We start from the raw sequence: 13,458 nt of genomic DNA, 5'->3' as shown, positions 1-13,458 counted from the left end.
ATGAATTTTAATTCAAAAGAAGAACATCAGGCTGAAAGTTTACGTAAGATGTTTTTAGCTATGGCTGAGGATATAAGAGTGGTATTAATAAAATTAGCTGATAGATTGCATAATATGCGTACTCTAAGTTATATGAAAAGAGAAAAGCAAATTGAAAAAGCCCAGGAAACTCAGGATATTTATGCACCTTTAGCACATAGACTTGGAATGTCAAGATTAAAATGGGAACTTGAGGATCTTTCATTTAGGTATTTACAGCCTGAAGTTTATTATGAAATTTCTCGAAAAGTGGCTGCAAATAGAAAAACTAGAGAAAAAGAAATTCAAAAAGCAATTAATTTATTAGATGAAAAGTTTTCTGAACAGGGTATTGATGCTGAAATTTATGGTAGACCAAAACATTTATATAGTATATATCAAAAAATGAAAAGAAAAGAAATAGATTTTGCTGAAGTATATGATTTAACTGCTATTAGAATTCTTGTTGATTCAGTCAGAGAATGTTATGAAGTGTTAGGAATGGTCCATGAGATTTGGAAACCTATTCCTGGAAGATTTAAAGATTATATAGCTATGCCTAAATCTAATATGTACCAATCACTTCATACTACTGTTATGGGGCCCAGCGGAGACCCTTTAGAAGTACAGATTAGAACTCCAGAGATGCACAGAACTGCTGAATATGGTATTGCTGCCCACTGGCGTTATAAAGAAGGTAAAGCCAAAGATGAAGATTTTGAAGAAAAACTTTCATGGTTACGTCAGATATTAGAATGGCAAAAGGATTTACAGGAACCCCATGAATTTATGGAAAATTTAAAAATTGATCTTTTTGAAGATGAGGTTTTGGTGTTTACACCAAAAGGTGATGTGATTTCTCTGCCAAGTGAAGGGACTCCAGTTGATTTTGCCTATAATATTCATACTGAAGTTGGACATAATTGTGTAGGGGCAAAAGTTAATGGGAAAATAGTACCTTTGGAATATCAACTGGATAATGGAGATATTGTAGAAGTATTAACTTCTGAAGGAACAGGTCCCAGTAGAGATTGGCTTGAGTTTGTTAAAACTTCAAAAGCAAGAAGTAAAATTAAACGCTGGTTTAAAAGACAGCGTAGAGATGAAATTATAGATCAGGGTAAAGAAAAACTAGAGAGAGAAATGAAGAAAAAACATATTAACTTATCTGAAAAAGATAAAAAGAAAGAATTAGAAAGAATAGCTGATGAAACTGGGAAAGGTTCTATCGATAGTCTCTATGAAGCATTAGGTTATAGCAAAATTTCCCCTCAACAGATTATTTCAAAGTTTGAAAGTGTTAAGCAGGATGAAAAAGATAGAGAATTAGAAAATCTTAAAAAGAAAAAAAGCAAAAGATCTACTGATAAAGGTATAAAAGTAAAGGGAATGGATGATATTCTTGTCAGATTAGCTCAATGTTGTAATCCAGTTCCTGGAGATGATATTGTAGGTTATATTACAAGGGGTAGAGGAGTTTCCATTCATAGAAGTGATTGTCCAAATCTAAAAGGTTTAAAAGAAGATAAAGATAGATTCATAGATGTAAACTGGAAAAATAGTCGTAATGAGTCCTATCAGGTTGATTTAAGGATAAATTCAGTTAATAGAAAAGGCCTTGTAAGTGATATTACTTCTTTGATAAAAGATGAAGGAGTTAATCTTTTATCAGTTCATGCTCGTACTACCCGTCATAATAGGGCGCATGTTAATCTTTCTGTAGAGTTAAGTAGTGTTGAACACATGAGAGACCTTATAAATAAATTAAATGGTCTGGATGGAGTACTAAGTGTTAGTAGAGCTAAACCAACTTAATAAGGAGGCATTTTAATGAGGGCTCTTGTACAGAGGGTAAAAAAAGCAAAAGTTACAGTAAAAAATAACGAAAAAGGAAGTATTAATGAAGGATTATTAGTATTTTTAGGTATAGGAAAAGATGATAATAAAGAAGATATAAATTATTTAGTAGATAAAATAATAAATCTACGTATTTTTGAAGATGAAGATGAGAAAATGAATCTATCTGCTTTAAATTTAAAAAAAGAAATTTTAGTAGTTTCTCAATTTACTTTATATGGTGATTGTAGTCAGGGTAGACGTCCAAGCTTTTTTGAAGCTGCTTCTCCTGAAAAAGCTGAAAAACTATATAATCTTTTTGTGAATGAGATGGATAATAGTGAGCTAAATATTGAAACTGGTGAATTTAAAGCTATGATGGATGTTGAATTAGTAAATGATGGTCCTGTTACTCTTTGGCTGGATACTGATGAAAAATAGGAGGTTAAATATTGTTTATTAAAAAAATTGTATCTGGGATGAATTCAGTAAATACTTATCTTGTAGGAGATAAAGATGGTAAAATAGCAATAGTTGATCCTGGAACTAAAAATAAAGATATTATTAAAATAATTGAGGATTTTAAATTAGAACCAAATAAAATAATAAACACACATACTCATTTTGACCATATCGGTGGAAATGAATTTTTAAAAAAAGAATATAATTTAAAAATTGCTATTCATAAATCTGAAAAAGGTTTTTTAAATAATCCTGCCAAAAATCTTTCTGAATTACTGGGTAATGAGGTTGTTAGTCCTGAGGCTGATCTTTTTTTAGAAAATGGAGATATGATTAAATTAGGTAAATATGAATTCAAAGTAATTCATACTCCAGGTCACAGTCCAGGTGGAATAGCATTATATAATGAAAATGAAAAAGTTCTTTTTTCTGGAGATACAATTTTTAAAACAGGTGTAGGAAGATTTGATTTTTCAAGTTCAGATAAGGAAAAATTAGTAAAATCTATAAATAAATTATTAAAATTAGATGATGAGGTAATAGTTTATCCAGGGCATGGTGGAGAAACAACCATAGGTGATTTTAAAAGTATATGGGAGAAAATGAAAATTTGACATGGTATGATTGATTAGATAAAATTAAACAAATAATTTTAAGTATTTTCAATTTATGAAGGGGTGTTTTAATTTGTTTGATAAACTTAGAGATAATAGTAGAATAATTGTGTATATTGTAGTTGCAGCGTTTGTTATTTCTGGAGGTTTTATGGGCTATGGTGCTTATATGAGTGGGGGAAATAATTCTGCTCAACAGGGAACTAATCCTAATGAAGCTATAGCTGAAGTAAATGGTGAAGAAATTAGTTATCAAGAATATCTAAATGTTATGAGAAATAATGCCCAAAGAGCTTCACAATTAAGTTCAACTCAACTGCTGAATTTTAGACTTAATGTTCTTAACTCGATAATTGAAAGAAAAATAATATTAGCTCAAGCTGATGAAATGGGTATTAGTGCTCAGGTTACGAAAGAAGATATTGATAATTCAATTCAGGACATATTAAAAAATAATAATATGACTGAAGAAGAATTAAGAAAAAATCTTGAAGAACAGGATTACTCAATGAGTGATTTGCGTAATGACTTACGTTTGAACTTACAAACTCAAAAAACAATTCAGAAAACTGTTGAAAAAAGTTATGAAGATGTCAAAGTTAGTGAAGAAGAGCTTAAAGAGGAATATGATAAACAGGCTAAAAACAATGAAGATATTGCCAGTTTTAAAAATAAAAAGGATGAAATAAAACAAAGTCTATTAGAAAAGAAACAAAACAATGAATTTAAGAATTGGATGGAAGATCTTAAAGAAAGTGCAGATATTAAAATTTATGATAATTCATTAAAAGGTGTAAAAGCATTAAATAATGAAAATTTTGAAGTAGCAATTAATAGTTTTAATAAAGCATTAGATAATTCAGATACTCCAACAAATTATATTTATTTGGCTCAAGCCTATGAAAAAGATCAAAAATCTGATAAATCGATAGAAACTTATGAGACAGCAATTGAAAAATATCCTGAAAATTGGGAAATAAGATATAATTATGGTCAGTTAATGATTAATCTTAAAAATAATGAGAAGGCTAAAAAACAACTTGAAAAAGCTTCAGAATTTGCCACAGATAGTGATTTTATGGCTCATTATCAAATTTATCAATCATTTAATAATATTGGAGCTGAAGATAAAGCCCAGGAAGAAATGGATAAGATCATTGAAATACAACAAAACATGAATCAAAATTCTCAAAACCCAAATACAGAAACTGAACAGGAAAATGAAACAAGAGAAAATTTTGGTGAAGAAAATAATACAGAAAAAAGCTTAGATGAAGAAGATTTAGAAGTTGATACTGTTCCATCAGATTAATAATGAGAGGTGATAATATGTCTTTGAATGCGCCGAGGGGGACTAATGATATTCTCCCCCCTCTTTCTGCAAAATGGAAATATATATTAAATAAAGCTGAAGATTTAATGGAAAGATATAATTATGATGAAATAAAAACACCAATTTTTGAATATACTCCGCTTTTTCAAAGAGGTATTGGAGAGGCAACAGATATAGTAGAAAAAGAAATGTATACTTTTGAAGATAAAGGTGGGAGGAGTGTTACCTTAAGACCGGAAGGTACAGCTTCAGTTATGCGATCATTTATGGAAAATAAAATTTATGGTAGAGCTCAACCTACAAAATACTATTATTTTGGTCCTATGTTTCGATACGAAAGACCTCAATCAGGTCGTTATCGTCAATTTTATCAATTTGGAGCTGAGGCTTTAGGTTCAAATGATCCTGCTCTTGATACAGAAATGATAACTATGGGATTAAATTTGATGGAAGAATTGGGACTCGATAATTTAGATGTAATAATTAATAGTATTGGTTGTGAAAAATGTCGACCAAACTATATTAAAGAACTTACAAATTATTTAAATAAACATAAAGATAAATTATGTAGTGATTGTAAAAAAAGATTAAAAACTAATCCATTGAGAGTACTTGATTGTAAAAATGAGTCGTGTTCTAAAGTAGTGAATAATGCACCTCAAATAACGGATTATTTGTGTGATGATTGTGATAGTCATTTTAGCAGTGTGAAAAATTATTTAGATCAACTAGGAATAGATTATGAAGTCGATCCTAAACTGGTACGTGGTCTCGATTATTATACAAATACAGCTTTTGAAATAAAATATAAGGGATTAGGAGCTCAGGATACTGTTTTTGCTGGAGGTAGATATAATGGTCTTGCTGAAGAAATTGGTGGACGAGAGGTCCCAGGTATAGGTTTTGCAATTGGTATGGAACGCTTGATATTAACCCTTGAAAAAGAAGGTATTGAGTTACCAATTGATAATAGTATAGATCTATTTATAACAACTATTGGCCAGAAATCTAAAGAAAAAGGCTTTGTCCTTATGAATAATCTAAGAAAATCTGGTTTAAAAACAGAAATGGATTATATGGATAGAAGTGTGGGAAGTCAGATGAAAGCTGCTGACCGCTTAAATGCAAAATATACAATTATTATTGGTGGAGATGAATTACAGTCTGGAGAAGCAACTGTTAGAAATATGAAATCAGGTGAAGAAATTGATGTAGAATTAGATAATTTAGTAAATGAAATGCTTGAATTAGTATAAAGGAGGATTTTGGATGAAGTTAAAACGTACTCATAAATGTGGGAAAATAAGAAGTGAAAATATAGGAGAAGAAGTGATTGTTTCAGGTTGGGTACAAAAAAGAAGAGATCATGGAGGTTTAATCTTTATTGATATTCGTGATCGTTCTGGAATAGTACAAACTGTTTTTAATCCTGATAATCAAGATATATTTGAGGAAGCTGAAAATCTTAGAGCAGAATATGTTGTATCAGTTAAAGCTAAAGTAAGAAAAAGACCTGATGGTAATATTAATTCTGAAATGAAAACAGGAGAAATTGAACTGGATGTTAAAGACCTGGAAATTTTAGATGAAGCTGAAACTCCTCCTTTTCATGTGGAAAATTCTGCTGATGTAAGTGATGATCTGAGATTAAAATATAGATATATAGATTTAAGAAGGCCATTCATGAAAAATATTATAAAAATGCGTCATCAGGCTATGAAAATAACTAGAGATTATCTTGTAAATAATGATTTCTGGGAAATTGAAACTCCGATTTTAACTAAAAGTACTCCAGAAGGGGCCAGAGATTATCTTGTCCCAAGTAGAGTTAAAGAAGGAAAATTTTTTGCATTACCTCAATCACCACAATTATTTAAACAATTATTAATGATGTCTGGTATGGAAAGATATTTTCAAATTGCTCGTTGTTTTAGAGATGAAGATTTAAGGGCAAATAGACAACCAGAATTCACACAAATTGATTTGGAAATGTCTTTTGTGGAAAAAGAAGATATTTTTGAAATCGTAGAGGGATTAGTAAAAAACATTTTTGAAATTGCAAATATAGAAGTTCCTTCAGAGATAAAGGAAATGTCTTATTATGAAGCAATTGAAAAATATGGTTCTGATAAACCAGATCTTAGATTTGGTATGACTTTAAAAGATATTTCAGATATAGTAGAAGACAGTGATTTTAACATTTTCAGTGGAACTGTAAAAAAAGGTGGTCAGGTTAAAGGAATAACTGTTAAAAATGGAGCTGATTTATCTAGAAGTCAGATAGATAATTATACTGATTATGTAAAAGAATTTGAAGCAAAGGGGCTTGCCTGGATTGCTTTAGAAAATAATGAAATCAAATCACCGATAGCTAAATTTTTATCTGAAGATGAAATAGATAAAATTATTAAAAAAATGGAAGCAGAATCTGGTGATCTAATGTTATTTGTTGCTGATAGTAAAAAGGTAGTAGCAAATTCACTAGGAAATTTAAGATTAAAGGTTGCTAAAGATTTTAATATGATTCCTGAAAATGAGTATGAATTTATCTGGATAGTAGATTTTCCACTTTTTGAATATGATGAAAAAGAAAATAGTCTTAAACCACAACATCATCCTTTTACAGCTCCACGTGATGAGGATATTGAATTACTTTCTACTGATCCAAGAAAAGTGAGATCTGATGCATATGATCTTGTTTTAAATGGAGAAGAATTAGGTGGTGGAAGTATAAGGATTCATGATACTGAAGTACAGCAGAAAGTATTTAATGCTTTGGAAATGAGTGAGGAAGAAGCAGAAGAAAAATTCGGATTTTTACTTGAAGCTTTTAAATATGGAACACCACCACATGGAGGAATAGCCTTTGGGTTTGATAGGATGTTACAGATTATGTCTGGGGCAGATTCTATAAGAGATGTGATTGCTTTTCCAAAAACTCAATCAGCAACTTCACCTTTAACTAATGCACCTTCTTCTGTATCTAAAGAACAATTAGAAGAGTTGAAGATTAAACTTGATATTTAATATAATATAGGTATTTATTTGCTTGCAAAGCTAAAAAAAGTGTGTTAATATATACTTGAAAGTTAAGAGAATTAATATTGTTTCTGCCGTGTTCGTAGGAACTTAAGAAATTTTGACCAACAGATATTACACAGGGAGCTTGGACTCTATTTGCGGCGCAGATGCCTTCTTTGAAAGGACCTGTAAACCAAATAGGAGGGCACCCACTTTGCAGATAAGGGATCAAAATGATAAAGTTCTACGGCATGGTGGAATTTATTTTACTAACCTAATATAGGTTAGTTTTTCTTTTATGAGCTAAACTATGTTGATTTTTAAAGAGGTGTAATATAAATGGAAGAAAACAATAATAAAGAAATATTAAGAAAAAAATGGATGAAGAAAAGAAAAAAAGTTGCAAAAAAAGAGGGAGATATAAAAAGTAAAATTATCAGCAAAAAAATATTATCCCTTAAAGAAATAAAAGAATCGAAAAATATAATGATATATGTTTCTTATCGTAGTGAAGTTAGCACAAATAAGTTAATTATTTCACTTTTAAATAATAATAAAAGAATTTTTGCTCCTTATTGTATAAAAGATGAAAAAAGAATGGAAGTTGTAGAAATTGAAAATCCTGATCAAGATTTAGAAAAAGGGGCTTATGGTATTAAAGAACCAGCTAAAAGAATAAGAAATAACAAAATTGATCCAAAAAATTTGGATATTGTTGTGGTTCCTGCTGTAGCTTTTTCTAAATCCGGTTATAGGGTAGGTTATGGTGGAGGATATTATGATCGATTTTTAGAAAGATTAGCTAATAAGACAATTACTATAGGAATAAATTATGAAGAGATGTTATTTGATACAGTTCCTAAAGAAGACCATGATTTAGCAGTTGATATGGTGGTTACTGATAAGAGATTATTGCGTATAAATAAATAATATTTTTGGGGTGATTAAATGAATTTATTTGAACAGGAAAATAGTAAAAACAAAGATAAACCCCTTGCTTATAGAATGCGACCTCAAAGATTAGATGAATTAGAAGGTCAGGATGCAATAATTGGTAAAGGACAAGTATTGAGAAGGGCAATAGAAGCTGATATTATTCAATCGCTTATTTTATATGGTCCACCAGGAAGTGGAAAGACAAGTCTTGCTCAGGTTATAGCAAATAAAACTGAAGCAAAATTTGTTAAATTAAATGCAGTAACTTCTGGAGTTAAGGATTTAAGAGAAGTAATAAGCAAAGCTAAAAATAATAAAAATATTTATAACCAAAAAACAATATTATTTATAGATGAAATTCACAGATTTAATAAATCTCAACAGGATGCCCTTTTACCAGCAGTAGAAGAAGGTACAGTAATAATGATAGGTGCTACAACTGAGAATCCTTATTTTGAAGTAAATTCACCGCTACTTTCAAGATCTCAAATTTATCAATTAAATCCTTTAAAGGAAAAAGATATTTTAAATATTTTAAAGAGGTCAATTGAAAATAAAAAACGAGGTTTAGGCGAATATAATATAGTTTATAATAAAGAAATTTTAGAATATATTACAAAATTAGCAGATGGAGATGCTAGGACTGCTCTAAATATTTTAGAAATTGCTGTATTAACTACCCCTCCTGATGGAGAAGGTAAAATTTTATTAAGTAAAGAAATAATTGCTGATTCTGCTCAGGAAAAAAAATTAAATTATGATAAAAGTGGAGATAGTCATTATGATAATATATCTGCTATGATTAAAAGTATGAGAGGTTCTGATCCTGATGCTGCAGTTTTTTATTTAGCCAAAATGCTTGAAGCTGGTGAAGACCCCAAATTTATTGCAAGAAGAATAATTGTCCATGCTGCAGAAGATGTAGGAATTGCTGATCCTCAAGCTTTAGTAATTGCTAATGCTGCTGCAAAAGCAGTTGAGTTTGTTGGTTTACCAGAAGCAAGAATTCCTCTGGCTGAAGCAGTTATTTATATTTCAACTGCTCCAAAAAGTAATTCAGTTATAAAAGCAATAGATAAAGCCAGTGAATATGTAAAAAATAATGAGTCTCTTTCTGTACCACCACATTTAAGAGATTCTCACTATAGTGGGGCAAAAAATTTGAATAATGGTGAAGGGTATTTGTATCCTCATAATTATTCCAATAATTATATTAAACAAAAATATTTACCTAAAAAAGCACAAAATGAAAGATTTTATGAACCAGGAAATCTAGGAGAAGAAAAAAAGATAAAACAATGGTTAAAAGAACTTAATAATAAAGAAAAGAGTGGGAAGTAGGTTTTAATCAATGAAAAAGGTTTTGACTCCTCACAAAAAAATACAAATAATAAATAAAGTAAAAGATAGTAAATTTTATGGCTCTATAAGTAATGTTTCCACAAGAAAAGAAGCTGAAGATTTTATAACAAAGATAAAAGAAAAATTTTCAGATGCTACTCATAATGTAAATGCCTATCGAATTGGCTTAGGAAATGAGGCTATAGAATACTCTGATGATGATGGTGAACCTTCTGGATCATCGGGTCCTCCAGTTCTTGAAGCTATAAAAGGAGAAAATCTTACTAATACTGTAATTGTCATTACTAGATATTTTGGAGGAACAAAATTAGGAATCGGGGGGTTGATAAGAGCTTATGGAAATACTGCAAGAATAGCTATTAATAAATCTGGAAAAAAAAGATTAGAAATGTATTATAAAATAAAAATTGAAGGTAATTATGATTTAATAGGCACAATTATGGGACAGGCGGAATCTTATGCAAAAGATATATTAAATACAGAATATGATGAAAATGGAATTAATGTTTCTGTGTTAATAAATCCAGATTTCTATAATGAATTTAAAGATTTATTAATAGAGAAAACATCAAATCAAGTTAAAATTAAAAATATAGGCCATCAATATTTGGTTAAAACAAATGATTGACAGTTTTTTAAATTTGTGTTAAGATAAATCTGTATAGTTGATTAATATACTCGAGTTTATGAGAGGTGTTGCTAAATGAAAGTTTCAACAAGAGGAAGATATGGATTAAGAGCTATGGTTGAGTTGGCAAGGCATAGAGGAGAAGGAGCTATTCCCTTAAGAAAAATTGCAGGCACTCAAGATATTTCTGAACAATATCTTGAACAACTTTTTTCTAATTTAAGAAAAGCTGGTTTAGTAGAAAGTGTAAGAGGAGCTAAAGGAGGATATTTATTAGGTGATTCTCCTGAAGACATCAATGTTAAAGAAATAATTACAGCACTTGAAGGGCCAATAGCACCTGTAGAATGTGTACTTGAATCTAAAGATGGTTGTGAATATAAAGATGATTGTGTTACTAAAATTCTTTGGGAAAAATTGAAATCCTGTATTGATGAAATGTTAGAATCTATTACTTTAAAAGATTTACTTGATGAAACTTTAAAAAGAGAATAAAAAGTAAGCAGATTTTAGGAGTGTTATTTTATGAATAAAATATATATGGATCATGCTGCTACAACTCCTGTTTATCCTGAAGTTTTAGAAGAAATGAATCAGTATTTTACTGAGGAATATGGTAACCCTTCAAGTATTCACCAGGGAGGACAAAATGCTGTACGAGCAATTAAAAAATCCAGAAAAAAAGTAGCAGATTTTATTAATGCTGATAATGAGTTAGAGATTACTTTTTGTGGTAGTGGGACTGAAGCTGATAATCTTGCTATTAAAGGAGTTGCACTAGCATTAAAAGAAAAAGGCAAACATATAATAACTTCTAAAATAGAACATTCTGCTGTTTTAAACTCATGTAAATATTTAGAAAAATATCATGATTTCAATATTACTTATTTGGATGTTGACCATAACGGATTTGTTAATCCCAAAGATGTAAAAGAAGCAATAAATTCAGATACTATTTTGATTTCTATAATGATGGTTAATAATGAGATAGGAACAATTGAACCTATTAAAGAAATAGGAGAAATAGCTGAAAAGAATAATGTATTTTTTCATTCAGATGCTGTTCAGGCTCCAGGACATCTTGAAATCGATGTAAATAAATTGAAAGTTAATTTACTTTCACTTTCAGCTCATAAATTTAATGGTCCCAAAGGTGTAGGAGCTTTATATCATCAGAAAGGCATCAAACTGATTTCTCAAATATCTGGAGGACCTCAGGAAAATCATAAAAGAGCCAGCACAGAAAATGTTCCTGCAATAGTTGGTATGGGGAAAGCAGCTGAAATAACTAAAAAAAGAATGAATAAGAATAATAATAAGCTAGAAAAATTAAGAGATACTTTAATATCAGGTATAGAAAAAAATATTGATAAAGTATTTTTAAATGGTCCCAGAAAAAATAAAAGAATTAATAATAACATTAATTTTAGTTTTAAAGATATTAGTGGAGAATCATTATTAATAAATCTTGATATGAATGGAGTAGCTGCAGCTAGTGGTTCTGCTTGTGCTTCTGGAACTTTAGAGGTTTCTCATGTTCTTAAAGCAATTGATTTATCTCCAGATTTAGCAGAAGGTTCCTTAAGATTGACTTTAGGAGAAAACAATAGTATTGAAGATATAAATTATATTATTAAATTACTACCTGGTATTATCCAAAAGTTAAGAAATATGTCTCCTAAATATAATGGTAAAATTGAATAAATTTTATAGTAAATAAAACGTAGGTGAATAATATGAAAAAAGTGTTAGTTGCAATGAGTGGTGGAGTTGATAGTTCTGTCACAGCAGCTTTATTAAAAGAAAAGGGTTATGAAATAATTGGAGGAACAATGAAAATATTTCCTGATTATGAGCAACAAAATTATGATGAAAGAAGTTGTTGTTCATTATCTGATATTCATGATGCTAAAAGTGTTGCAAGCAAATTAGATATTCCTCATTATACATTTAACTTAAAAGATATTTTTCAAAAAAAGGTAATTGATAACTTTGTAGAAGAATATAGTAAGGCCAGAACTCCTAATCCTTGTATAGTTTGTAATAAAGAAATTAAGTTTAAAGCCCTTTTAAAAAAAGCTTTAGAAATCGGAGCTGATTTTATCGCTACAGGTCATTATGCAAAAATTCAGCATAATAGAGATGAAAGAAATTTACTTTTTAAAGCAGAGGATAAAAATAAAGATCAAAGTTATATGTTATATGGTTTTACTCAATACCAACTTGAACACACTCTTATGCCTTTAGGTCAATATAATAAAGATAAAGTAAGATCTATTGCTAATGAGCTTGGTTTTGAAGTTCATAATAAAGAAGATAGCCAGGAAATTTGTTTTGTTCCTGATAATAATTATGTAAGGTTTTTGGAGGATAATTATTTTAATTTAGGAAAAGCTGGTCCAATTTTGGATACAGATGGAAATAAACTTGGAGAACATGAAGGTCTATATAAATATACTATTGGTCAAAGAAGAGGTTTAGGAATTTCTTTGAATCACCCGGTTTATGTTGTTGGTTTTGACAAAGAGAATAATGCCTTAATTGTAGGTAAGAATGAAGAAGTTTTTAGTAAAGGTTTATGGGCTGAAAACCTTAATTGGATTTCTATCCAAAATTTAGAAACGGATATGAATGTAGAAGCTCAAATTCGATATAACTCATTTCCAGTTAAGGCTAAAATTTATCCTAATAAAGAAGATGAAATGATAAAAGTTGTATTTGAAGAAAAGCAAAGAGCAATTACCCCTGGTCAATCTGTTGTTTTTTATCAGGATGATCTCGTAGTTGGTGGAGGAGTTATCAATAGTAGTTTTAAATAAAATTTTTCTAATAAATTTTGGAACTCCCTTGACAGAGACAGATAAAAATGATACAGTATAAACTGTCGCGTTAAGGAGCAGCCCTTAAAAGCCGGTAAAAAAGAGGCTAAATATAAGGGAAAATAACCTTGACAAAACAGAGATTAGATGATATGATAATTAATGCGTCAAATTATGAAGCGCCATTTTTTACGCGCTTTTTTAAAACAAGAGAACCTTGAAAAGTGAACAGCAAGCCAACGTTAATTTCAATTAATGATTAAGAGCCAAAAGCTCAAACTCACAACTTTTATAAGGAGAGTTTGATCCTGGCTCAGGACGAACGCTGGCGGCGTGCTTAACACATGCAAGTCGAACGCCTCGCCCTTAACTTACCTTCGGGTAAGATAAGGATCACGAGGAGTGGCGGACGGGTGAGTAACGCGTGGA

Annotated in this window: 12 protein-coding genes, 1 rRNA gene and 1 other RNA gene; all 14 read left to right on the top strand. The window is 30.0% G+C overall.

Annotated features, from left to right (window positions below):
• Positions 1-1,833 (top strand): bifunctional (p)ppGpp synthetase/guanosine-3',5'-bis(diphosphate) 3'-pyrophosphohydrolase (locus VJ881_08910; protein HKL76171.1); only part of this gene is annotated, 1,833 nt, incomplete at its 5' end.
• 15 nt (positions 1,834-1,848) lie between these two features.
• Positions 1,849-2,295 carry a D-aminoacyl-tRNA deacylase gene (gene dtd / locus VJ881_08905; protein HKL76170.1) on the top strand — a complete coding sequence of 149 codons (447 nt, stop codon included), beginning with the start codon at positions 1,849-1,851 and terminating at the stop codon, positions 2,293-2,295.
• Positions 2,296-2,306: 11 nt separating this feature from the next.
• Positions 2,307-2,930 carry an MBL fold metallo-hydrolase gene (locus VJ881_08900; GenBank protein HKL76169.1) on the top strand — a complete coding sequence of 208 codons (624 nt, stop codon included), beginning with the start codon at positions 2,307-2,309 and terminating at the stop codon, positions 2,928-2,930.
• Positions 2,931-3,003: 73 nt separating this feature from the next.
• Positions 3,004-4,242 (top strand): SurA N-terminal domain-containing protein, encoded by a 1,239-nt coding sequence (locus VJ881_08895; GenBank protein HKL76168.1) that lies wholly within the window; start codon positions 3,004-3,006, stop codon positions 4,240-4,242.
• Positions 4,243-4,259: 17 nt separating this feature from the next.
• Positions 4,260-5,519 carry a histidine--tRNA ligase gene (hisS, locus tag VJ881_08890; GenBank protein ID HKL76167.1) on the top strand — a complete coding sequence of 420 codons (1,260 nt, stop codon included), beginning with the start codon at positions 4,260-4,262 and terminating at the stop codon, positions 5,517-5,519.
• Between the two features lie 13 nt (positions 5,520-5,532).
• A complete protein-coding gene (gene aspS, locus VJ881_08885; GenBank protein ID HKL76166.1) occupies positions 5,533-7,290 on the top strand; it encodes an aspartate--tRNA ligase in 1,758 nt (585 codons plus the stop codon).
• Between the two features lie 77 nt (positions 7,291-7,367).
• Positions 7,368-7,549: non-coding RNA, 6S RNA (ssrS, locus tag VJ881_08880), on the top strand.
• Between the two features lie 74 nt (positions 7,550-7,623).
• On the top strand, positions 7,624-8,214 hold the full coding sequence (locus VJ881_08875; GenBank protein ID HKL76165.1) for a 5-formyltetrahydrofolate cyclo-ligase: 591 nt from the start codon (positions 7,624-7,626) through the stop codon (positions 8,212-8,214).
• Between the two features lie 18 nt (positions 8,215-8,232).
• On the top strand, positions 8,233-9,561 hold the full coding sequence (locus VJ881_08870; protein HKL76164.1) for a replication-associated recombination protein A: 1,329 nt from the start codon (positions 8,233-8,235) through the stop codon (positions 9,559-9,561).
• Between the two features lie 10 nt (positions 9,562-9,571).
• Positions 9,572-10,210, top strand: a complete 639-nt coding sequence (locus VJ881_08865) for a YigZ family protein (protein HKL76163.1) — start codon at positions 9,572-9,574, stop codon at positions 10,208-10,210.
• Between the two features lie 75 nt (positions 10,211-10,285).
• Positions 10,286-10,705 carry an Rrf2 family transcriptional regulator gene (locus tag VJ881_08860; GenBank protein ID HKL76162.1) on the top strand — a complete coding sequence of 140 codons (420 nt, stop codon included), beginning with the start codon at positions 10,286-10,288 and terminating at the stop codon, positions 10,703-10,705.
• Positions 10,706-10,735: 30 nt separating this feature from the next.
• On the top strand, positions 10,736-11,914 hold the full coding sequence (locus tag VJ881_08855) for a cysteine desulfurase family protein (protein HKL76161.1): 1,179 nt from the start codon (positions 10,736-10,738) through the stop codon (positions 11,912-11,914).
• Between the two features lie 32 nt (positions 11,915-11,946).
• Positions 11,947-13,029, top strand: coding sequence for a tRNA 2-thiouridine(34) synthase MnmA (gene mnmA / locus VJ881_08850; protein HKL76160.1), 1,083 nt, complete (start codon positions 11,947-11,949; stop codon positions 13,027-13,029).
• A gap of 290 nt (positions 13,030-13,319) precedes the next feature.
• A 16S ribosomal RNA gene (locus VJ881_08845) occupies positions 13,320-13,458 on the top strand; the annotation flags it as partial.

The sequence above is a fragment of the Halanaerobiales bacterium genome, assembly GCA_035270125.1.
Classification (GTDB): domain Bacteria; phylum Bacillota; class Halanaerobiia; order Halanaerobiales; family DATFIM01; genus DATFIM01.
This window is presented reverse-complemented; position numbering and strand designations above follow the sequence as displayed.

What these genes read in the sequence shown, in the direction of transcription:
- aspS (HKL76166.1), top strand. Translation starts at nt 5,533, where the DNA reads ATGAAGTTAAAACGTACTCATAAATGTGGGAAAATAAGAAGTGAAAAT.
- hisS (HKL76167.1), top strand. Translation starts at nt 4,260, where the DNA reads ATGTCTTTGAATGCGCCGAGGGGGACTAATGATATTCTCCCCCCTCTT.
- dtd (HKL76170.1), top strand. Translation starts at nt 1,849, where the DNA reads ATGAGGGCTCTTGTACAGAGGGTAAAAAAAGCAAAAGTTACAGTAAAA.
- VJ881_08875 (HKL76165.1), top strand. Translation starts at nt 7,624, where the DNA reads ATGGAAGAAAACAATAATAAAGAAATATTAAGAAAAAAATGGATGAAG.
- VJ881_08860 (HKL76162.1), top strand. Translation starts at nt 10,286, where the DNA reads ATGAAAGTTTCAACAAGAGGAAGATATGGATTAAGAGCTATGGTTGAG.
- VJ881_08855 (HKL76161.1), top strand. Translation starts at nt 10,736, where the DNA reads ATGAATAAAATATATATGGATCATGCTGCTACAACTCCTGTTTATCCT.
- VJ881_08865 (HKL76163.1), top strand. Translation starts at nt 9,572, where the DNA reads ATGAAAAAGGTTTTGACTCCTCACAAAAAAATACAAATAATAAATAAA.
- mnmA (HKL76160.1), top strand. Translation starts at nt 11,947, where the DNA reads ATGAAAAAAGTGTTAGTTGCAATGAGTGGTGGAGTTGATAGTTCTGTC.
- VJ881_08870 (HKL76164.1), top strand. Translation starts at nt 8,233, where the DNA reads ATGAATTTATTTGAACAGGAAAATAGTAAAAACAAAGATAAACCCCTT.